This is a genomic window from Prevotella sp. ne3005 (genome assembly GCF_900110085.1).
Classification (GTDB): Bacteria; Bacteroidota; Bacteroidia; order Bacteroidales; family Bacteroidaceae; genus Prevotella.
The window spans coordinates 23,541-45,864 of sequence record NZ_FOCK01000010.1 but is presented as its reverse complement, the minus strand read 5'-3'; the positions used below and the strand labels follow the sequence as shown (position 1 = coordinate 45,864).

Annotated in this window: 20 protein-coding genes; 13 read left to right on the top strand and 7 right to left on the bottom strand. The window is 45.5% G+C overall.

Annotation, left to right across the window (positions count from 1 at the left end; genetic code table 11):
* Position 1: 1 nt before the first annotated feature.
* Positions 2 to 1,342 carry a UDP-N-acetylmuramoyl-tripeptide--D-alanyl-D-alanine ligase gene (locus BMY16_RS13525; protein WP_091843458.1) on the bottom strand — a complete coding sequence of 447 codons (1,341 nt, stop codon included), beginning with the start codon at positions 1,340 to 1,342 and terminating at the stop codon, positions 2 to 4.
* An 88-nt stretch (positions 1,343 to 1,430) separates the two neighbouring features.
* On the opposite strand from BMY16_RS13525, the gene folP reads away from it, so the two are divergent.
* From folP to BMY16_RS13495, 6 genes are all read left to right on the top strand, one after another.
* Positions 1,431 to 2,222, top strand: a complete 792-nt coding sequence (gene folP, locus BMY16_RS13520; protein ID WP_091843456.1) for a dihydropteroate synthase — start codon at positions 1,431 to 1,433, stop codon at positions 2,220 to 2,222.
* A 7-nt stretch (positions 2,223 to 2,229) separates the two neighbouring features.
* Positions 2,230 to 3,009 (top strand): diadenylate cyclase CdaA, encoded by a 780-nt coding sequence (cdaA, locus tag BMY16_RS13515; protein ID WP_091843453.1) that lies wholly within the window; start codon positions 2,230 to 2,232, stop codon positions 3,007 to 3,009.
* A 130-nt stretch (positions 3,010 to 3,139) separates the two neighbouring features.
* Positions 3,140 to 4,150, top strand: coding sequence for a phosphate acetyltransferase (pta, locus tag BMY16_RS13510; protein WP_091843450.1), 1,011 nt, complete (start codon positions 3,140 to 3,142; stop codon positions 4,148 to 4,150).
* 27 nt (positions 4,151 to 4,177) lie between these two features.
* Positions 4,178 to 5,368, top strand: a complete 1,191-nt coding sequence (locus tag BMY16_RS13505; RefSeq protein ID WP_091843448.1) for an acetate kinase — start codon at positions 4,178 to 4,180, stop codon at positions 5,366 to 5,368.
* A gap of 313 nt (positions 5,369 to 5,681) precedes the next feature.
* Complete coding sequence (locus tag BMY16_RS13500) at positions 5,682 to 7,187, top strand: CotH kinase family protein (RefSeq protein WP_170836113.1); 1,506 nt, start codon at positions 5,682 to 5,684, stop codon at positions 7,185 to 7,187.
* A 20-nt stretch (positions 7,188 to 7,207) separates the two neighbouring features.
* Positions 7,208 to 8,869 (top strand): CotH kinase family protein, encoded by a 1,662-nt coding sequence (locus BMY16_RS13495; RefSeq protein ID WP_091843443.1) that lies wholly within the window; start codon positions 7,208 to 7,210, stop codon positions 8,867 to 8,869.
* A 10-nt stretch (positions 8,870 to 8,879) separates the two neighbouring features.
* Here BMY16_RS13495 and BMY16_RS13490 read toward each other — a convergent pair whose 3' ends face one another.
* From BMY16_RS13490 to efp, 6 genes are all read right to left on the bottom strand, one after another.
* Positions 8,880 to 9,905 carry a sugar kinase gene (locus tag BMY16_RS13490; protein WP_091843548.1) on the bottom strand — a complete coding sequence of 342 codons (1,026 nt, stop codon included), beginning with the start codon at positions 9,903 to 9,905 and terminating at the stop codon, positions 8,880 to 8,882.
* Between the two features lie 23 nt (positions 9,906 to 9,928).
* The gene (locus BMY16_RS13485; RefSeq protein ID WP_091843441.1) at positions 9,929 to 10,693 is read right to left on the bottom strand and encodes a UDP-2,3-diacylglucosamine diphosphatase; all 765 of its coding nucleotides are present in this window, start codon (positions 10,691 to 10,693) and stop codon (positions 9,929 to 9,931) included.
* Between the two features lie 19 nt (positions 10,694 to 10,712).
* A complete protein-coding gene (locus tag BMY16_RS13480; RefSeq protein ID WP_091843438.1) occupies positions 10,713 to 11,033 on the bottom strand; it encodes a metal-sulfur cluster assembly factor in 321 nt (106 codons plus the stop codon).
* A 92-nt stretch (positions 11,034 to 11,125) separates the two neighbouring features.
* Positions 11,126 to 11,812 carry a RadC family protein gene (radC, locus tag BMY16_RS13475; protein WP_091843435.1) on the bottom strand — a complete coding sequence of 229 codons (687 nt, stop codon included), beginning with the start codon at positions 11,810 to 11,812 and terminating at the stop codon, positions 11,126 to 11,128.
* 29 nt (positions 11,813 to 11,841) lie between these two features.
* The gene (locus tag BMY16_RS13470) at positions 11,842 to 12,879 is read right to left on the bottom strand and encodes a glycosyltransferase (RefSeq protein ID WP_091843432.1); all 1,038 of its coding nucleotides are present in this window, start codon (positions 12,877 to 12,879) and stop codon (positions 11,842 to 11,844) included.
* On the bottom strand, positions 12,879 to 13,445 hold the full coding sequence (gene efp, locus BMY16_RS13465) for an elongation factor P (RefSeq protein WP_091843430.1): 567 nt from the start codon (positions 13,443 to 13,445) through the stop codon (positions 12,879 to 12,881). Before efp ends, BMY16_RS13470 begins: the two co-directional genes overlap by 1 nt.
* 173 nt (positions 13,446 to 13,618) lie before the next feature.
* On the opposite strand from efp, the gene rpmH reads away from it, so the two are divergent.
* From rpmH to BMY16_RS13425, 7 genes are all read left to right on the top strand, one after another.
* Complete coding sequence (gene rpmH / locus BMY16_RS13460) at positions 13,619 to 13,774, top strand: 50S ribosomal protein L34 (protein WP_013063965.1); 156 nt, start codon at positions 13,619 to 13,621, stop codon at positions 13,772 to 13,774.
* A gap of 108 nt (positions 13,775 to 13,882) precedes the next feature.
* Positions 13,883 to 14,527: a PASTA domain-containing protein gene (locus tag BMY16_RS13455; protein WP_091843427.1), complete on the top strand. Its 645-nt coding sequence runs from the start codon at positions 13,883 to 13,885 to the stop codon at positions 14,525 to 14,527.
* Positions 14,524 to 15,597, top strand: coding sequence for an RluA family pseudouridine synthase (locus BMY16_RS13450; RefSeq protein WP_091843424.1), 1,074 nt, complete (start codon positions 14,524 to 14,526; stop codon positions 15,595 to 15,597). Before BMY16_RS13455 ends, BMY16_RS13450 begins: the two co-directional genes overlap by 4 nt.
* 11 nt (positions 15,598 to 15,608) lie before the next feature.
* Positions 15,609 to 16,601, top strand: coding sequence for a D-alanine--D-alanine ligase (locus tag BMY16_RS13445; protein WP_091843422.1), 993 nt, complete (start codon positions 15,609 to 15,611; stop codon positions 16,599 to 16,601).
* A gap of 12 nt (positions 16,602 to 16,613) precedes the next feature.
* Positions 16,614 to 17,765, top strand: a complete 1,152-nt coding sequence (locus tag BMY16_RS13440) for an acyltransferase (RefSeq protein ID WP_091843419.1) — start codon at positions 16,614 to 16,616, stop codon at positions 17,763 to 17,765.
* Entirely contained in the window at positions 17,762 to 18,457 is a 696-nt protein-coding gene (locus BMY16_RS13435; RefSeq protein WP_091843416.1) for a NigD1/NigD2 family lipoprotein, read from the top strand. The genes BMY16_RS13440 and BMY16_RS13435 overlap by 4 nt, the downstream gene beginning before the upstream one ends.
* 572 nt (positions 18,458 to 19,029) lie before the next feature.
* Positions 19,030 to 22,311 (top strand): SusC/RagA family TonB-linked outer membrane protein, encoded by a 3,282-nt coding sequence (locus BMY16_RS13425; RefSeq protein WP_170836112.1) that lies wholly within the window; start codon positions 19,030 to 19,032, stop codon positions 22,309 to 22,311.
* Positions 22,312 to 22,324 lie beyond the last annotated feature (13 nt).

Here is a 22,324-nt window from a genome sequence, read left to right as displayed (position 1 = left end):
GTTAAAGCAGTTCTGGCAATTGGAAGAGTTTGTTGCTGTTGCTGCCCTTGATGAGGATATAGTAGCCCTCAGGACAGTTGTTGGCAATGGCGGTCTTCACTTCCTCGACGTCGTGGAACTTGCGGAAGGGACAAGGAATGTCGCTGAAGTTATCGCCCACGAGCCATATCTCGTCATAGCCGGATGACTCCAAGCGTTCGACTAATAAACGATGCTCCTTGTCGCTCTCCTCGCCTAATTCTCCCATTTGTCCAAGGATTGCCATCTTGTGGTCAGCCTGAATGAGGCTGAAATTGTCGAGGGCGGCATGCATGGAGGTGGGGTTGGCATTGTAGGCATCGACAATGAGGTGGTTCTTTTGGGTGACAATCATCTGCGAGCGGTTGTTTGTGGGGACATATTCTTCTAAAGCTGCACAGATTTTCTTTCGATCCACGCCAAAGTTGATACCAACGGCGATGGCAGCAAGAAGGTTGTCGATGTTGTAGGCTCCAATAAGCTGTGTCTGAACCTTATGCCACTTGGTGCTGCGACCTTCCTCTTCAAGGGTCATCAGTGGCTCTCGCCAACGGAACTTCAGGAAGGGGTTGCATTCGATGACCTCTCCAGAGATACAGCTGTACCAGTTGTCAGGGTCAGTGGAGTAGGGAGTAATCCATATTTCTTCATCGTCCCCAATCTGATCCATGAGGTATTCGTTGTCTGCATTGATGAAAATGAGACCTTCTTCCTGTGTACGAAGGAAATCGTAGAGTTCGCATTTGGTCTTGATAACGCCTTCAAAAGAACCAAAGCCCTGCAGATGGGCCCTGCCTACATTGGTAATCAGACCACAGGTGGGCTCTGCCGTTTCTGCCAGTGTCTTGATGTCGCCAGGATGACTGGCCCCCATCTCGATGACAGCTATCTCATGCTCGCTTGTCAGTCGGAACAATGTTTTGGGAACACCTACGTCGTTATTGAAGTTGCCTTGAGTGTAGAGCACATTGAACTTTTGTGATAATACAGCAGCAATAAGCTCTTTGGTAGTAGTTTTGCCATTGGTACCAGTGATGCCAATAACAGGAATATTGAACTGACGACGATGTTCACGGGCCAAGTCCTTGAAGGTCTGTAAGCAGTTCTCGACAATGATATACCTGTCATCCCCAGCAGGAATAGCAGATTGGTCATCCACAATGGCAAAGGCACATCCTTTTTCAATGGCAGACTTGGCAAACTTGTTACCATCGAACGACTCACCTTTTAAGGCAAGAAAAATGCTTCCTTCTGGACAGTCACGACTGTCTGTCGTGATGCAGGGATGTTGCTGATACAGCCTATAGAGTTCCTTTATTTCCATAATCTTCACTATTTTTGCTGCAAAGATACAAAAAAAACGTAAATCGTAAATCGTAAATCGTAAAAATGTTGTATCTTTGTGGGCGAATATGGATTATACGCTGAATTTACATGGACGATTAACGGATATTTCGCAACCTCAGGTGATGGGTATCTTGAATGTAACGCCAGACTCTTTCTATGCAGGAAGTAGGATGCAGACGGAACAGGAGATTGTTGCCCGTACCCATCAGATTATTGAGGAAGGCGGCAATATGATAGACGTTGGCGGCTATTCCACTCGTCCTGGTGCTATGGAAGTGTCTGAGCCTGAGGAGATGGAACGCTTGCGTTTCGGACTTGCCATTGTCCGTCGTGAGTGCCCCTCTGCCTTGATCTCTGTTGACACGTTCCGGCCAGATGTGGCCCGGATGGCAGTGGAAGAGTTTGGCGTTGACATTATTAATGATATCAGTGAAGGTGGTGAGGATATGTATCGAATGGTATCCCGTCTTCGCGTACCTTATATATTAATGTCCCAACAACCCACGCTGAAGAAGATGCTGCTGTCTTTTGCATCACAGGTGCAGCAGTTGAGAGATTTTGGGGTAAAGGACATTATACTTGATCCTGGCTTTGGCTTTGGGAAGACATTGGAGCAGAATTATGAGATCATGGGTGAACTAGAGAATTTGTCAATTATGGAACTGCCCTTGCTCGTAGGCGTATCTCGTAAATCTATGATATATAAATTGTTCGGCTGTACGGCTGCTGAGGCACTCAACGGTACGTCAGCCTTGAACACCATCTCCCTGATGAAAGGGGCTTCCATTCTTCGTGTCCATGATGTGAAGGAGGCTGTGGAATGTTGTAGGATAGTGAGTCAAATCAATCAAAAATAAAGACCTCATGTTTTTCGATTTTGGAATAAAGGATATCATTGACATCTTCCTGGTCGCTACGATGTTGTATTACATATATCGGCTTATGCGTGAGTCGCGTTCGCTGAATGTGTTTATCGGCATCATGGTGATTCTTGTCGTCTGGATTTTTGTGTCGCAGGTAATAGAGATGCGTTTGTTAGGCTCAATTATGGATAGACTGGCTTCGGTAGGTCTCATTGTGCTGATTGTGATTTTCCAGGATGAAATCCGTAAGTTCCTTTATAATCTAGGTGCCCATCAGCGCGTCCGTGCCTTGAAGAAATTCTTCATAAAGGATAAGGACGAACGGGAGGCTACAATGGAAATGATGGGTTGTATTATTCCTGTGGTTATGGCTACACAGAATATGAGTCGTGGCAAGGTGGGAGCCTTGATTGTCATAGAGCGCCATATCCGTCTTGATGATATTGTTCAGACGGGTTCTCTGATAGACTCCAATGTCAACCAGCAGCTGATAGAAAACATTTTTTTTAAGAATGCTCCGCTGCACGATGGTGCGATGGTGATATCAAAACGGCGTATCAGGGCTGCAGGATGTATCTTGCCCGTCAGTCATGACCTGAATATTCCGAAAGAACTTGGTCTTCGCCATAGGGCAGCTTTAGGCGTTTCTCAGGAGAGTGATTCCATCTCAGTTATAGTTTCAGAGGAAACAGGAGGTATCTCTATTGCTATGGGAGGGAAGTTCCGTTTACGGATGACAGCCGAGGAACTGGAGAGCTTCTTATCGAAGGAATTGGCGTGACCGTAAAGGTTTACATTTAAATTTCTGAAAAATATAATGAAATCTGCATGGTATTCGTTTTTTTTTAGTACTTTTGCAATCTCAATTTTACAAAAGGGCAATCTAAGAACATTTAATATAAAAGCAAACTATGGATTTATTAAGTCAAATTGTAGCGCGTGCTAAGAGCAATAAGCAGCGCATTGTGCTCCCAGAAGCAGAGGAAGAACGTACTCTTTGTGCAGCAGACAAAGCCTTGGCTGATGACATTGCTGACATCATTCTGATTGGTAATCCTGCCAAGGTTGAGGCTTTGGCTAAGGAGAAGGGTCTGACAAACATTGGTAAGGCAACCCTTATTGATCCGGAGAACTACGAAAAGAGCGAGGAACTGGCTGAGAAGCTGGCAGAGATTCGCAAAAGTAAGGGTATGACTATCGAAGAGGCTCGTAAGCTTATCAAGAACCCTCTGTATCTTGGATGTATGATCATTAAGACTGAGGGCGCTGATGGCCAGATCTCTGGTGCATTGTCTACTACAGGAGATACCTTGCGTCCTGCTCTTCAGATTATCAAGTGCCAGCCTGGTATTACCTGTGTCAGCGGTGGTCTGTTGCTTATCTCGAAGCAGAAGCAGTATGGTGAAGATGGCGTCCTCGTAGTGGCTGATGTGGCCGTTACCCCGATGCCTGATGCTAATCAACTCTCGCAGATAGCTGTCTGCACTGCCCAGATGGCTAAGGCTGTGGCAGGTTTCAAGGATCCCCGTGTGGCTATGCTGAGCTTCTCGGCGAAGGGTTCTGCCAAGCACGAGGTTTGTGACAAGGTGATTGAGGCTACCCGTCTGGCTAAGGAACTTGACCCAACGCTGAAGATTGACGGTGAGCTGCAGGCTGATGCGGCTCTGGTTCCCAGCGTAGGTGCCAAGAAGGCTCCTGGTTCTGATATTGCTGGTAAAGCAAACGTGCTTGTATTCCCCAATCTCGAAGTTGGTAACATCGGCTATAAGATGGTACAGCGTCTGGGTGATGCAATCGCTATTGGTCCCGTGCTGCAGGGTATCGCTCGCCCAGTAAACGACCTCTCTCGTGGCTGTTCTGTGGATGATATCTATTATATGATTGCCATTACAGCTTGTCAGGCTATGGATGCAAAAAAATAAAAGGTTAAATTGCAAAAAGGGAAAACAATGAAAATATTAGTATTAAATTGTGGCTCTTCGTCAATCAAGTACGCTCTGTATAATATGGATGACAAGAGCGTGATGACCAGTGGTGGTGCTGAGCGTGTGGGGCTTGATGGAGCCTTTGTAAAGGTGAAGTTGGCCAATGGCGAAAAAAAGCAGATTATGCACGATATCCCCGAGCATACGGAGGGCGTGAAGTTCATCTTCTCTCTGCTCACTGATCCAGAAATAGGTGTCATCAAGAGCCTTGATGAGATTGATGCAGTGGGCCATCGTATGGTACATGGTGGTGAAAAGTTCAATAAGTCTGTGGTGCTTACCGATGAGGTGCTGAAGGTTTTTGAGGAGTGTTCAGATCTGGCTCCTCTGCACAACCCTGCAAATCTCAAGGGTGTTAATGCAGTGAAGGAGTTGATGCCTGGTCTTCCTCAGGTAGGTGTATTCGATACAGCCTTCCATCAGACTATGCCTCCAAAGGCTTTCATGTATGCTATTCCTTATGAACTTTACGAGAAATACGGCATTCGCCGCTATGGCTTCCACGGAACATCTCACCGTTATGTTAGCGCTCGTGCTTGTGAGTTCCTCGGGATTCCTGCAGAGGGTACGAAGATGGTAACCTGCCACGTTGGTAATGGTGGTTCTATCGCAGCAGTTGTTGATGGCAAGTGTATCGATACCTCAATGGGCCTCACTCCTTTGGAGGGGCTTGTGATGGGTACTCGAGCTGGTGATATCGATGGCGGTGCTGTTACTTTCATTGAGAAGAAACTTGGTCTCGATGCTGACGGTATGTCCAACTTGCTTAACAAGAAGAGTGGTGTTGCCGGTATTACGGGTGGTTCCAGCGATATGCGTGATGTGGAGAATGCTGCCAAGGAGGGCAATGAGCGCGCTCAGCTGGCTCAGGACATGTACTTCTATCGTATCAAGAAGTATATTGGTGCTTACGCTGCCGCTATGGGAGGCCTTGATGTTGTTGTCTTCACTGCTGGTGTTGGTGAAAACCAGATTGGCATGCGTTCTGCTGTTTGCAAGGATATGGAGTTCCTCGGCATCAAGTTTGATGAGGTTAAGAACAATGTTCGTGGCGAAGAGGCTGTCATTTCTGCTGATGACTCCAAGGTTAAGGTGGTTGTCATTCCTACCGACGAGGAGTTGATGATTGCTACTGACACGATGAATCTGCTGTAATAGGAATAGTATATCGTTTTAAGGCGGCCTAATAAAAGGCCGCCTTTTATTTTGTTGTTTGGCTGATAGGAAAAACGACTGAAAAGATGCAAAAAAACGGTAAAAGGTGCATCAATTTGCAAAAAAAGTATTATTTTTGCAACGAATTATGTATTTATATCAAGACATTTTATAGAAAAGAATGAAAAAGTTTTTGTTTTCTGTAATAGTATTATGTAGTCTGCTGGCTTGTAGCTCTGAGATTGATGATCTTAAGAAGGAAATTGCAGGCCTGGAAGATGCGAGTCGGAAATTAACGCATACTAAAGATAGCTTGCAGAATGCTAATGATAAGACTCAAAATGACATTGATAATACTCAGGGTCAGATTGATCAGGCGCTTCAGGACATTAATAAGGTGACGTTGGCATATTTTGAGTTTTTACATGCAGATAATCCTTATCAACTTGTTGAGGATGTCAAGTGTGAGATTGCCGGTGATAGCGTTGTGTGTTGGGTGCCCAACATTATGCCTAATAAGGTTCTGATACCGCAATTTAGTTATCAGGGGAAGAGCTTGACAATTGGTGGAAAGGCTGTAGAGAGTGGTGTAACCTCTATTGATTTTGGCAAACCCCAGAAATTGACAGTGACATCAGACCTATTGTCAAAAGACTATACCGTCTATGTCTATTCCTATACAGGTCTTCCTATGGTTTGGTTGACGACAAACAATAGGGAAGACATCTCTGTTAGTGATTTGGTTTATGAGGCGAAGTTGAAGATTGTGGAGAACGCCAGGACGCGTGGCGCTGGTGATGTAATCGAAGCGAATGCTAGATTAAAGGCGATAGGTCCTTTGTCATGGGTTAGCTCAAAGTTGGACGGTTCGTCGCAGATGGGAAAAAATAACTATCGCTTTACAATTAATGCAGCCTATTCTGTGCTTGACGATCCTATGAATACCACTTGGGAGTTGCTATCGAATGCCAAAGATGCCACCATGCTTCATACCCAGACAGGATTTCATCTGGGCAAGATCAGTAACTTGCATTTTACGCCCCATTTCCATTTTGCTGATCTTATGCTTAATGAGCGCTATTTTGGAACATATTTGTTAGGCGAATCCATTGACTACACCAACAATCGTACCGGAGTTGAGAGTAATGGCTTTATTGTGAAGATTGACGCTTCAAATGGTAGGACGTATTTTAAGACAGATAATCTCGAACAGCCTGTGACGATTGTCAGTCCTACGGTATTCTCTGGTGATGAGGACTATCAGTTTATATCTAATTATGTGAGGTCAGCAGAATCTGCTTTGTTCGGATCCAATTTTACGGATGCAACAGAAGGCTGGCAGAGATATCTTGATATGGACTCATTTGTTGATTGGTATCTGATTAATGAGATTGCAAAGAACCTGGATGGTGATTTCGGTGCTGAATGCTACATGAATATGAAACGAGATGGCAAACTCAGAATGGGACCGTTGTGGAAAATGGAGAGATCGTTTGGTTATGGCGACTCGAGCACTAGTGATTTCGTCATCAAAAATGTTAAATGGTATAATCGTCTTTTTCAGGATCCAGCATTCGTAGCAAAGGTCAAAGAGCGCTTTACTTATTTCTATAACCATAAGAATGACATCCTCAAGGAGATTGATGCAGACGTTAGTTATCTGAGGAATGCCATTCCGGAGAATAACAACAAGTGGGAGGTGTTTAGTGGATCATCTGCAGATGACGTTCGCAAAAAATATCAGAAGGAAGTGACAACCATGAAGTCATGGATAGAGAAACGCATGGAATGGCTGAATGATGAAATAAGCAAACTGTAATTTAACGAGGTGCATAAAAAATGAAGAAATTTGTATACATATTATTCGCATTATTTGTGTTGTCAGCTTGTTCGGAGGATACCTCGGAATATAAGCAGCAGAGAGATGCGCTAGAGCAGAATAATCAGGCACTTCAGACTCAAATAGCAAAGGAGCAGGAGGAACTCAAAAAGAGAAAAGCAGAGCAAGAAAGGCTGAAGCAGAGGCTCGAGGAGCTTGAACGTGTCAAAAGTGGTATGGTTTCTGATCCCGTCTTGTTGACGATGGAGTTTAAGCGTTCTGACAATACGGGTCTGAGTAAAGATGTGGTTTGTGATGTCTATTCTTCCACAGGGATAGTGAACTGCTGGCTTCCAGAATTGGATGATTCAAAGACTTTAATTCCGAGATTTACCTTTGATGGAACCTTGGTGATGATTGGGTCTCAGGAAGTGACAAGTGGTTCTACAGCCGTTGATTTCTCTCAGCCTATTCCTCTGACGGTTATGACTTCTAAAGGAACAAAGGAGTATACCGTCTATGTATACTCATATACAGGATTGCCTGTCATGAGAATTGATACGGAAACAGGGAATTTCATCAATTCGAAGGTAACGTATGTCAATGCCCATATGAAGTTGACTGAGGATGTTAAAACCCGTGGGGCTGGCGATGTGCTGGAGGCTGACTTACAGATAAAGGGACGTGGAAATTCTACTTGGGGAGTGTCTACTTGGCCCAAGAAACCATATCGTCTGAAGTTTAACGAGAAGGTATCGCTTTTAGGTGAACACAAGGATAGGTCATGGGTCCTATTGGCAAACTTCGCTGATAAATCTGCTATTCGCAACCATGTGGCTTTCTATATGGGTAAGATTAGTAATCTGGAATATACCTCAAGTTCTCATTTTGTTGAATTGTTCTTGAATGGCAGGTATGACGGCACCTATGAAGTGTGCGAGAAGATAAAGATTTCCAACCATAGAGTGGCTGTCGGGGATGATGGGTTCCTCCTTGAAGTTGACACTCGTGCACCGGAAGAGAGTGATTCACGATATTTCTATGTCTATAGTCTGGATAATCCTGTCAATATTAAAGAACCAGAGACTCAGTACGGCGATGCAAACTTTAATTATATTGAGGATTATCTCAATAAAGTTGATGTCGCCTTGTATGGTTACAATTTTACTGATCCAGATAAGGGATGGAAAGCCTATATGGATATGGATTCTTTCGTAGATTGGTATCTGATAAACGAGATTGCTCATAATACTGACGCACAGATGTTTACCAGTTGCTTCATGAGTTTGAAGCGAGGCGGAAAGCTGAAGATGGGTCCATTGTGGGACTTTGATCTTGCCTTTGGTAATACAGATTATTGGGCGCGTGGTCCGGAAGGCTTTTGGGTTAAGAATTCGGATTGGTTTGACAGACTATTCGATGATCCTGTTTTCGTAAAGAGAGTGAAGGAACGTTTTGACTATTTCTACGAGCGAATGCCCGACATCATGCGTGAAATTGATGCCACGCAACAGTATCTGAAATATTCAGCAGCTGCAAATGAAAATAGGTGGCATGCTTTCTATAATTATGTTGCGCCCAATGTTGAGATATGGGGTGCCTATCAGAATGAGGTGCAGTCGGTCAAGGAATGGTTGAAGAATCGTATGGAATGGCTAAAGGCCCAATATGCAAAAATGTGATGCGGTAAACTTAGAAAGTTACCGCATCCAAAATCTCCTCTTCGGTTGACAGATTGAAGTCGCCTGGAATGGTATTTTTTAATGCAGCTGCTGCCAAAGAGTAGTTCAGCTGCATTTGCTTATCGTCAGGGTAGAGTTTAAGCGCGTGAAGCCAGCCGCCCATAAATGCATCGCCTACACCGACAGGATCCACCACATCGGGAATGTCGACGATAGGGGCCTTCAACAGATGCCCCTCTGTCCAAAGAAGTCCTGTTAGGGTGTGGTGTTTCGAACTGACAATGTTGCGCATGCCCATCATCCAATTCTTCAGGCGTGGAAACTGCTCGTGTAGCTCGTCAAACCATTCTCTGTATTCTTTCATCTGCATCTTGAAGTTGGAGTCAATGGCTGTAAATGGGGGCTGAGGATGCTGACTCAACCATTCAAATTCAATAGCATCACCGAACATCATGTCACAATGGGCCAGCATATGGCTAAGTGTCTCACGTGGATTGGCACCATCATAGCGCCATAGGTTCTTGCGATAGTTTATGTCGAAGCAAATGGTAACTCCCATCTCATCGGCGATGTCAAGTGCCTCGAAAGTCGCCTCGGCTGCTTGTTGAGATATGGCAGCTGTAATACCTGATACATGAAAGAAAGCGCAATCTTTTAGGATCTCACGCCAGTTAATCATGCCTGGCTTCAAATCCGAGTATGCGGAGTTTGCACGATCGTAAAAAACTTTTGCCGCCCTCATCCCTGCAGGTGGCTCAAAATAGTAGGTGCCTATACGTTGTCCTCCGTAAAGGATCTCACTAGTGTCTACTCCTAACTCTGCCAGGTTCATTGCTCCGGCACGTCCAACGGGGGTGTCTGGTAGGCGGGTGATATAAGTTACTTCATCTCCTTGTGTGGCCAAAGAGACGGCCACATTGGCTTCGCTACCACCATATTTGCTGGTGAACATGTCACCTTGTGTCAGACGAAGGTGGCCAGGTTTGGAGAATCTGAGAAGGAGTTCTCCGAAAGTTACAATCTTATGTCTGTTCATATACTGTTTTTGTGATAGATTCATTATAGCTGGCTCTCGCCTTCGATATATTGTGACATTAGCAGATGGTCTCCGTCATAGACAACGTAGCTGAATTGGCTAATCCAATCACCAAGGATTATCATACGTGCCTTCTTTGTCAGTTGCAGATCAACCTCGATATGACGGTGTCCATAGATGAAATAATCCACATTAGAATGGTATTGGATATACTTTTTCGTAAACAATACCAAATGTTCGCGTTCCTCACCCATATAGGCGGGTTCCTCACCGTTGGGACGCTTCATACGGGAATGTTTGGCCCAGTTCAAACCAAACCACATTGCCCAACGCGGGTGAAGATTGGAAAAGGCCCATTGGCATAACTTGGAATGGAAAATGGCACGAATCAACTTGAATTTCTTGTCCGGGTCACCCAATCCGTCGCCATGGGCTAGGAAGAACATCTTACCATAAATCTCGGTCGTTTCTGGTTGCTTGTGAAGGATGACCCCACATTCTTTTTCCAGATAGTCGTAGGCCCAAATGTCATGGTTGCCTGTGAAGTAATGTACTTCTACACCCATGTCCGTTAATTCAGAGAGTTTCCCTAAGAAACGGGTAAAACCTTTAGGCACCACGTATTTGTATTCGTACCAGAAGTCGAACATGTCACCTAACAGGTAGATGGCGGCAGCTTTCTCCTTGATGGAGTCAAGAAAGCGGACCAACCGTCGTTCTTGCATCCTTCTGTGCGGGATGGCAAGCGACCCGAGATGGGCATCGGAAAGGAAATATATGGGTTTCATCGCTATTGCTCAAAGAACTTTAATCAAATCCCAATTCTACTCTGGCTTCTTCGCTCATCATACTCTGATCCCATGCGGGCTCGAAGACGAGGTTGACGTTAGCGCCTTTTACCCCCTCGACACTTTCCACTTTCGTGCGCACATCTTCCAGGATAAAATCTGCAGCAGGGCAGTTCGGAGCGGTAAAGGTCATATCCAATTCTACGGAGGAATCGTCCTGTACGTCAATCTTGTAAATCATTCCCAAGTCATAGATGTTGACGGGAATCTCTGGATCATAGACGGTCTTCAGTACGTCCACAATCCGCTCTTCTATCTTTGTTTTCTCTTCCTGTGTCATAATCTGAGTGCAAAGATAGGAAAAAGAGATGAAACCACAAAGGGAAATGGCGATTAATTATGATTTCTTCAAGAGTTTCGAACCTTATCCTATCAGCACTGTCCTTGCTCGTGGAAGGAATAGTATTGTCCGTCGGTGATGATGACATGATCTAGAAAGTTAATTCGCATGAAGTCACAGGCCCGCTGGATGGCTTTGGTCAGTTCATAGTCTTGCTTGCTGGGAGAAATGTTACCCGACGGATGGTTATGGCAGACGGCTAAGATGGTGCAGTTAACAAGGACGGCCTCCCGCATGATGACGCGAATATCCGCGGCTGTCTCTGTGATGCCACCATGCGAGATGCGTACCTTCTTGATGAGTCGGTGGTGTTGGTTCATCAGCAAAACCCAAAACTCCTCAACACCAAGGTCCTGCATCTTGGGGTGCATGTGGTTGTAGATGCGAGTGGCAGTACCAAGGTCTGGCCGTTCCTCAGGACTTCCTGATTGACGGCGCTTGCCTAGTTCGCAAGCAGCCAGGATACTGATGGCCTTGGCCTCGCCGATACCGTTATAGTGGCAAAGTTCGTGGATAGACATCTTTCCTAGTGTGTTCAGGTTGTTGTTGCAATCTGCCAGAACTCGTTTCATTAGTGTTACGGCATCTTCCTTTGGAGATCCTTTGCCGATAAGGATGGCTAATAGTTCGGCATCGCTTAATGCCTCAGCTCCAAGATTTGCCATTTTCTCACGTGGGCGATCTTCTTCTGCCCATTGATTGATGTTGAGTTTTTCCATAGTGTTTATTTTTAGTTTTAACGGGTTATTTATTTGTAGAATGTTTTCTCAAATGCTTGAAATTCGTCTTGTTTGAGGACGCATCGCTTCCACCATGACTCAATGAACCCAAACCCGTAGCCCATCAATTGGACGAAGGCTGCAGGGACGCTGAGTAAGCCAACCTTCATACTGTAATTCTTAATAGTCGAATCGACACAAATCAGCAGGCTATATAATATAATAGGTATCCATGGGGCGAAACACATCCAATAGAACTGGTCGCGGTCAATGTAATGCATTAGAGCCCTTCCGACGGCAGAAATGAGAATGAGTCCAATCACGCCGATGGTGAAGACTGCAGGTAATAGATGGACAAGCTTCATTGTGCCGGGATGGCGTTTCTCTAAGTTGATGCGAGCGATGCCACTGTTATATACTTGCCGGAAAAATTTGCGGAAGTCCGTGCGACGCTTGTGCCATACCCAAGCCTTTGGAAACAATTGCGGGTGGTAGCCAGCCTCCACAATACGATAAGAAAAGTCGATATCTTCGCCAAAACGCATCTTTGAGAATCCGCTAAGCTTAAGGTAGACATCGCGACGTATACCCATGTTGAAGGAACGAGGATAGAATTTGTCGAGTTTTGCCTTTCCACCTCGAATGCCACCAGTAGTAAAAAAAGAGGTCATCGAATAACTGATAGCTTTTTGTACTGGGGTGAATGAGGGATGTGCAGCGTCGGGTCCTCCAAAGGCTTCCGTGGGATTGGCTTCCAAGGACTGGCTGATGGACTCTATATAGTCTGTTGGTAGTACAACGTCAGAATCGAGAATCAAAAGATACTCACCAATGGCACGCTCGGCCCCATAATTGCGACTCTGACCAGGTCCGCTGTTCTTTTTGGCATAGTAATGCAAAACAAGGATGTCTGCGTATTTGTCGCAAACATCCTTGCAGGTTTTTACCGATCCGTCTTCCACAATGATGACCTCGAAATCCTTCTGTGTTTGATTAGATAAGCTTTCGAGTAATTCGTCCACTTCGTCTGGACGATTATAGACAGGAACGATAATGGAGTATTTCATTATTCCTTTACGCGCTGCAGATAGCTGCCGTCACGGGTGTCGACTTGAATGAGATCGCCCTCGTTGATGAACAGGGGGACGCGCACCTCAACGCCGGTCTCCAGAGTAGCAGGCTTCAAAGTGTTTGTTGCAGTATCACCCTTGATACCTGGTTCAGAGTGTGTCACGCGGAGCACGGTCTTAACAGGCATCTCGGCATACAGGATGGTTCCGTCAGTAGTATCAGAAACAACTTCTACGATATCGCTTTCCTTCATGTACTCATGACCGATCACGAGTTCGTTGTCGATGGGAATCTGCTCAAAAGTCTCCTGGTTCATGAAGATGCGACCAGACTGGTCCTCATAGAGATACTGGTAAGGACGGCGCTCGATGACAACATCTTCCAGTTTCTCTCCGATATTGAAACGGCGCTCCAGCACACGTCCGTCAGAAACGTTCTTTACCTTGATGATCATAATTGTGTTACCCTTACCTGGCTTGCGGTGCTGGAAATCGATGCACACCCAGATTCCACCATCCATGCGGATTGCGGTGCCTTTTTTAATGTCTTGTGAATTAATCATATACCTTAAAATGTTACTTTTGTATCGTTTTCGGGTGCAAAGGTACTGCTTTTTTGGAAAAAAACGCAAAAAGTTGAACTAAATTTCGCATAAAACTTGCGTAATTCAAAAGAAATGAGTACTTTTGCACCCCAAATCGGTAAATAACATCAAAATAAAATAAGTATAAAACAATGAAAAGAACATTTCAACCCCACAATCGCCGTCGCGTGAACAAGCACGGCTTCCGTGAGAGAATGGCCACCAAGAATGGTCGTCGCGTACTGGCTGCACGTCGTGCAAAGGGTCGCAAGAAGTTAACAGTTTCTGACGAGAATCACGGAAAGTAAAGTCTGGTTCAAAGAAGAAAATTAGGTTAAAATAGAAAGAAGTAGGGAAGAATCTTTGCTTCTTTCTGTTTTTTTTGTACCTTTGCATCCAAACTTAGAATAATAAAGATGAAAGCAAAGGATTTCTTTGGCAAGTTTTGCAGTAAGTTCCTGATAGGTAACCTGCTGGCTATGTTGTTGGTGGTGATTGCCCTGATGTTCAGCGTTAAGTATGGACTGGACTGGTATACACATCATGGGGAAGGGATAAAAGTACCCAAGGTGGAGGGAATACTCTATTCGGAAGCATATAATAAGATAACGGCAGAAGGACTGAATATTATCATCAGTGATTCTGGCTATAACAAACGCCTTCCTGCCGACTGTATTCTCTCTCAGAATCCAGGTCCTGGAACAATGGTGAAGGCTGGGCATACTGTATATGTATCCGTGAACTCTCCTTCATCGCCGAGCTTTGCTATCCCCGATGTAGTGGACAATAGTAGCTATCGTGAGGCCGAGGCCAAGTTGATGGCTTTAGGTTTTAAGTTGCTCCCTCCAAAGTTGGTAGATGGTGAGAAGGACTGGGTCTATGGTATCCTTTGTCAGGGACGTCGGGTCGCTACGGGAGATCATGTATCGATTGATAGTCCGCTGACGCTGATGATTGGCAGTGGACAATATGATGCGGGGGAGAATATTGACTATATAGAGCCTGAATATAAAATGATGCAAAGTGGCGAAGTGGACGATTTTGAGGAATTGGTAGAATGATCAGAGACGAAGAGCTGGAGGATATTGATTTGCTGACTGAAGACATTCCCGTAGAAGCGGGAGGTGACGGCCAGTTATATGAACACTTCCGGATGGAGGTGGACAAGGGACAGGTGCCTGTCCGAATAGATAAGTATATCTCCGAGCATCAACCTCATTCCAGTCGTAACAGGGTTCAGAAAGCAGCAGAAGCTGGTTTTATTCAGGTAAATGGTTCTCCAGTAAAAAGTAATTATAAGGTACGCGCGGGGGATGTCATTACTTTGATGCTTGACCGTCCACACTATGATACAACGATCGAACCAGAGGACATCCCTCTGGATGTGGTCTATGAAGATGACGACCTGATGGTCATCAATAAACCGGCAGGCATGGTGGTGCATCCTGGCTGTGGTAACTTCAGTGGAACGCTGGTCAATGCCATTGCCTGGCATCTAAAGGATCTGGAGTCATACGACCCGAATGATCCGGAAGTAGGACTGGTCCATCGTATCGATAAGGATACCAGTGGTCTGCTTGTCGTGGCTAAAACACCCGATGCCAAGACATCACTAGGCAAGCAGTTCTTCAACAAAACTACTCACCGCAGCTATAATGCCTTGGTGTGGGGGAACTTTGTAGAAGAAAAGGGTAGGATAGAAGGCAACATCGGGCGAGATCCGAAAGATCGGTTGCGGATGGAGGTGTTCCCACCAGACTCAGAGATTGGGAAGCCTGCAGTCACTCATTATAAAGTGATGGAGCGCTATGGCTATACGACGTTGGTGGAATGTGTCCTGGAGACTGGTCGTACCCACCAGATCAGGGCTCACATGAAGCATATCGGACACCCGCTGTTTGCTGATGAACGCTATGGTGGAACAGATATCCTGCGGGGTGAACGTACGGCCAGTTATAAGGCTTATATCCAAAACTGCTTCAAACTGTGTCCCCGTCAGGTGCTTCATGCTAAGACGCTGGGTTTCGTTCATCCGACAACAGGACAGCAAATGGACTTTACATCGGAGTGGCCCGAAGATATGACGACGCTTATCGACAAGTGGAGAAGCTATGTAAGAGTAAAAAGTTAAATAGATAATATATGAAAAATTTAAAGAGAACCATTGCCATCGTTTGTGGTGGCGACTCATCGGAACACGATGTATCACTGCGCTCGGCACAGGGACTATATTCCTTCTTTGATAAGGAACGTTACAATGTGTATATTGTCGACATTAAGGGTCAGGACTGGCATGTAGAATTGCCTGACGGCACGACAGCGCCCATTGACCGTAATGATTTCTCGTTTGTGGAAGATGGAAAAGCCCAACTTTTCGACTATGCCTATATCACCATTCATGGCACACCAGGTGAGAATGGTCTCCTGCAGGGATATTTCGACTTGATAGGTCTGCCCTATAGCACGAGTAGTGTATTGGTTGAGGCAATGACCTTCGATAAGTTCGTGCTTAACCAGTATCTGCGTGGTTATGGAGTCAGTGTGGCTGATTCACTTTTGATCCGCAAAGGCTATGAGGAACTGGTGTCCGACGATGAAATTGAGGAACGTATCGGTATGCCCTGCTTTGTGAAGCCTGCTGCCGACGGTTCTTCGTTCGGTGTTTCTAAGGTTAAGAACAAGGACCAGTTGGCTCCTGCCATCCGTAAGGCGATGATGGAGAGCCCAGAAATTATGGTTGAGAGCTTTCTCGAGGGAACGGAGATCTCTATCGGTGTCTATAAGACCAAGGATAAGTCGGTTGTACTGCCTGCTACCGAGGTTGTTACCACCAACGAGTTCTTTGATTACGATGCCAAGTACAACGGTCAGGTTCAGGAGATTACTCCTGCCCGTTTGCCTGAGGATGTAACCGAGCGTGTTCGCCAGATCACCTCTCATATCTACGACATCCTGCACTGCAATGGCATTATCCGCATTGACTATATTATTTCAAAGGAAGGTAAGATCTCCATGTTGGAGGTGAACACCACGCCAGGTATGACTGCCACCAGCTTTATCCCACAGCAGGTGCGTGCTGCAGGATTAGAGATGAAAGATGTGCTGGCAGATATTGTTGAGAATCAGTTTGTGTAATTGTGTTAGAAGATGAAGGTTCCTGAGGAGTTTAGCGAGATTCGGCCATATGAGCCGGAAGAGATGCGGCAGGCGTTCGACGATTTGCTGAATGATCGTCAGCTTAATGTCATATTAAAGGGCTTCGTACCCTGGCTACCCAAGTCGGTACGCAATGGCCTGTTGCGCTTGGCTTTTATTGGTGTCAAGACACCGCTCGATTTCCAGAAACGCTTCATGAAACCCATCGTGAAGTATATCATGCGTAAACACACTGATGGTTGTGTCTTCAACGATGGTATACTCAAAGGTGCTGCCTCCCCAGAGTGTCGTTACACTTTTGTCAGCAATCACCGAGACATTGTGCTCGATTCCGCTTTCCTTGATGTTTTGCTTGTGGACGCAGGCTATCCAACGACGGTGGAGATTGGTATTGGGGACAACCTGCTCATCTATCCTTGGATTAAGCGGCTGGTACGTATGAACAAGGCATTCACTGTGCGCCGTGGCCTTTCCCTCCGCGAGACACTCTCCGCATCTCAGTTGATGAGCCGCTATATCCATTTTGCCGTTACACAGAAGAAAGAAAACATTTGGATATCCCAGCGTGAAGGTAGGGCGAAGGATTCTAATGACCGTACTCAGGATGCAGTTCTGAAGATGCTTGCCATGGGTGGTGACCTGAAAGAACTGAATATCGTTCCATTGACTATCAGCTATGAGTTTGATCCCTGCGATTATCTCAAGGCCCAGGAGTTCCAGCAAAAGCGTGATAATCCTGCCTTTAAGAAGTCCCGTCAAGATGACCTTGACAATATGAAGATTGGCATCTTCGGTTATAAGGGACGAGTCGTTTACAGTCCCGCAGCCCCCATTAATACTTGGATTGGCGAACTGGCAGACCTCCCTAAGTCTGACTTCTATAAAGCTCTTGCGGAGCGGATGGACAAGGAAATCCATCGTGGTTACCACCTTTATCCATGCAACTATATCGCCTTGGACGAACTGAATGGTAACACTGCGCATGCTGACCATTACAACGATGCTGATAAGCGGCGCTTCGAGGACTATCTTGCTGGGCAGATGGCTAAGATTCAACTACCCGACAAGGATGAGGCTTTCCTTCGTGAGCGTATGTTGACGATGTATGCCAATCCTGTCAAAAACCAATTTGCAGCCCAATGAAAAGACTCTTCAGTATTCTGCCATTCCTCATCATTTGCTGCCTCACGTTTCTCACTTCTTCCTGCACTCAGGATACTTATGAGAAAGGTGAGGGTAAGTATTCCTTGATGCGGGGTGACTTTGTAGAGGCAAGGACTGATGCCAACAAACAAGTTGTTTCTATGACAACCGATGATGGTGATCTCTTGCCGTTGGTGAAACCATACAGCGCCAAATGGATAACGACTGCTGATACCATTTACCGTTGTATGCTATATTATAATAAGGTGGAACAACATCAGGGCCAGTATGCTGCTGAGGTCTTGTCGATGGGACAGGTCCCTTGTGTGACTATTAAGCCTTTGTCAGATTTTGATAAGGAATTCCGTACCGATCCTGTTAAGTTCGAGAGCATTTGGTTGAGCAAGTCTGGGAAATACCTGAATCTCTATCTTCATCTGAAGACAGGAGTGACTGAAGACACGTCTGCTGTCCATCAACTGGCATTCCTAACGGATACGCTTTTGACTTATCCCAATGGCATGCGTACTCGTCATCTGTTGCTCCATCACGACCAGAACCATGTTCCTGAATATTATTCCACTAAAGCATACGTCAGTATCCCGACTTCCCAGCTTGATGCTGATTCCGCCCATATAATCATCAATACCTATTCTGGCAAACAAGAAAAGGTTATACCTTTGCAGCACTAATGAGGAAGTGTCCCCTTACGACTTTCTGATAGTTCCCAGCATGGGAACAAATTATTCCCACGGCGGGAACAACTTATTCCCAGCATGGGAACTGTTAATCCGCAGCAAGGAAACCACCAAAATACCCTTTCCTGGGTGGATAATTTATACTATTTAGGGGACATTATCATTAATATCCCCTTATTATCACCTTCTGATTCTGCTTTTCCCTTGTCCTTGCAGGCAGTTTTATTAGTAAAATGTAACAAATCCTTTGTTTTTTGTAACATTCTTAATATTTTCTGCATTTTCGGACCTTAAAATTATTATTTTTCGAAAATATTGTTTAATTTTGCAAACGATTCGGTGTAATTTGAAGAAACTATTCATTTAATAACTTATAACTTATATTAAAACCAAAACGTATGAATGTGAACAACTCTTCTTGACTAACTAGGGAGCTCGCGTACCTTATTATAATATAGGTCAGGCTCTTGGGGTGCTTGTACTCCACAAAACCAGGGATGATTATTATAAACCAATTTAATCTATAGTAAATACTTAAGTATGAACATTTAAACCTCATTTAAAGTATGAATCGAATTCTTAAATCGCTGCAAAAGCCATTAGTAACTCTGTTCCTGCTCTGTTTGTTCCCCATGGGAGCGCTGGCTCAGAACGTTGTAAAGGGAACAGTGAATGATGAAGCAGGCGAGCCGATTATCGGTGCGACTGTGAAAGTACAGGGTACCCAAAAGGGTTCCATTACCGATTTTGACGGTAAGTTCTCCGTCGAGGCAGCTTCAAACGCCACCCTCGAAGTCTCCTACGTTGGTTACGTTTCCCAGAAGGTAAAGGTTGCCGGCAAAAACAACATCACCATAGTCCTGAAGGAAGACGCACAGATACTGAACGACGTGGTAGTCATCGGTTATGGTACGATGAAGAAGAGCGACATCTCTGGTTCTGTTGCTACCATCAACAAGGAACAGATGGAGCGTAAGGTGCCCGTAAACATTGCAGATGCCCTTCAAGGTGCTGCTGCCGGTGTGATGGTAACCAATCAGGACGGTGCTCCTGGTTCAAAGTCTGCCATCCGAATCCGTGGTATCGGTACTATCAATGGTGACGCCCAGCCTCTTTACGTGGTTGACGGTGTTCAGGTTGGAACTAACGCTGACTTTGTGAATCCTGCCGACATTGAGAGCATTGAGATTCTGAAGGACGCCTCTGCAACTGCTATTTACGGTTCAGCAGGTGCTAACGGTGTTATCATGGTGACCACCAAACACGGTCAGAAGGGTAAGATGAACATCAATATTACCGCTGACCTAGGTCTCCAAACACTTCCTTATAAACTCAACACTCTCAAAGGGGACGACTACGCACGCAGTATCCGTGAGTCAAAGGCCAACGATGGCGCTACGTTGAACAACCAGATTTGGTCGGAGGCATACGACGGCAAGCGTAATCTGATAGACTGGCAGGACCAGATGTATCAGACTGGTCTCAAGCAACAGTACGGCATTTCTGCAAGTGGTGGTACTGACAAGACTCAGTATAACTTCTCTATCGGTTATCTCAACAACAAGGGAATAATTGTCAATACCAATTATGATCGTCTAACCTCGCGCGCAAGCGTAAAGTCTAAGGTGAACGACTACATCGAGTTCGGTGGCGACATGAACTATATGTATTCAACAGCCAAGGGTAATAACATTGGTCTTGGTAACAATGCAAACCTGTCTTCACAGCGTGATATTGCCCAAATGGCACCGTCGCTCGATTATATTGACGATGTAACCGGTGAGCACGTAAAGGTGAATGTTGTGAACCCCGATGGTACATACGGCGGAAGTAAGGCTCCAACACCTGATGGCTGGGAAGGTATGACAGCCGGTGCACAGAACCCCTACGCATCTCAGATGGAAATTGGCCGTACAACTCGCAGTTCACGTATTTCCATCAACCCATATATTGACATCACACTCCTCAAGCTAAAACAGCACACCTTGAACGTTCACTCGATTGCATCTTGGACTCAGACAAACTCTGACAATGACGAGTTCTCCGGTTTGTATGAACGCTACAACATGATTGGCGGTAAGATGACCAAGGTAAACTACGAAGGACGTGACAAGGAATACTACAACTTTGGTCTTGGCCAAAGCAAGGGTCTTTCTAAGGGAATTGAAACCTATATCACCTATAACTGGAATACTGACTTCAACAACCTGACCTTGATGGCCGGTAACTCTGTCAGCGACTACGAGGGTGCATGGGTAAGTGCCAGCGCACACACATTCCTTTCAAAGGACAACCGCCTGACCTCTCTTGCTACTGATGATGACTCTAAGCAGGGTTCTGGCGGTTTTAATGCCAAGACGCGTACGATTTCTTACTATGGCCGTTTGGTTTACAGCCTTTTAGACCGTTATATTGTGACAGCAACCATCCGCCGTGACGGTTCTTCAAACTTCTCTGAAGGTAATCGTTGGGGAACATTCCCATCGGCAGCCGTAGCATGGCGTATCAAGGAAGAATCGTTCCTGAAGGATTTCAAGCCTATCAGCAACGCCAAGATTCGCGTTGGTTGGGGTCAGACTGGTAATGCCGGTGGTATCGCAGGACGCTCTACATACGCACTTTCTTCTGCCGACACTAAGGTAAAGTTCTATACTTTCGGACAGGGCGGTGGTACTACAGGTTCTACTGATGGATCCAACAAACAAGTAGGATTCTACGCACCTCTGGTAGATACCAATCTGAAGTGGGAGACCAACGAGCAGCTGAACTTCGGTGTTGATCTCGGTTTCCTCAACAATGACTTGACCATCACTTTGGATTACTTCACCCGTAAGACCAAGGATCTTCTGATTGAGCGTCAGATTCGTCCGTCAGCCGGAAACACGTCTATCTACACCAACTTCGGCCAGATTGACAATACTGGTTTTGAGTTTTCTATCAACTATAACAAGCGTCTTAACAAGGACTGGTCTATCAATGTTGCATTCAACGGTTCTACACTGAAGAACAAAATTAAAAAAATGGGTGTTGACTACACCTCTACTTGTAGTGGTGGCAATAGCACTTACTCTGCTGATAATGAAGATGGTTCCCAGATTGGTGCTATCAGCGGTACCGGTTTCGTATGGAACGACCACTCTATCTGCCGCGAGGGCGAGGCCGTAGGTTCATACTATGGTTATAGAGTTTCGGGTGTCATTAAGGATCAGGCTATGTTGGACAAAGCTCTTGCTCAAGGTCAGAATGCAGAGATGGGTGACTTCCTATTCGAGGACGTTGATGGAAACGGCACATTGGATGACAATGACCGCGTGATTCTCGGCAATGGTCTGCCTGCAATGAACTTCGGTCTAAACCTCAGTGCCGCCTACAAGAATTGGGACTTTAGCATTTATTCTCATGGCGTTCTTGGTATGGACATCCTTTCATACTCTAAGATGCGTTTCAGCATCATGAACCCCTCTGATGACTCTTGGACGCCAGCACTTCTGAAGGACAGCTACAAGGCTATGTGGAGTACAGACAATCCCAATGGTTCGCTTCCTCGTATGACCCGCCTTGACAACAACAAGAACAGCCGTATCAGTGATGCTTGGATCGAGAATGGTGACTTCCTGAAGATCAGCAATATCCAAGTTGGTTACACAGTTCCTCGCGAAATCGTCAACAAACTGATGATTCAGAACGCCCGTATCTATCTGGCAGTTCAGAACCTCCTCTGCATTTCTCCTTATAACAAATATGGCGATCCTGAGGTTGGTATGGGTAATGTCATCTACACCGGTCTTGATACTGGCCGTTATGCTACTCCTCGCACATTCCAGTTTGGTGTAAATCTCACGTTCTAATTTAAAAAAAAAT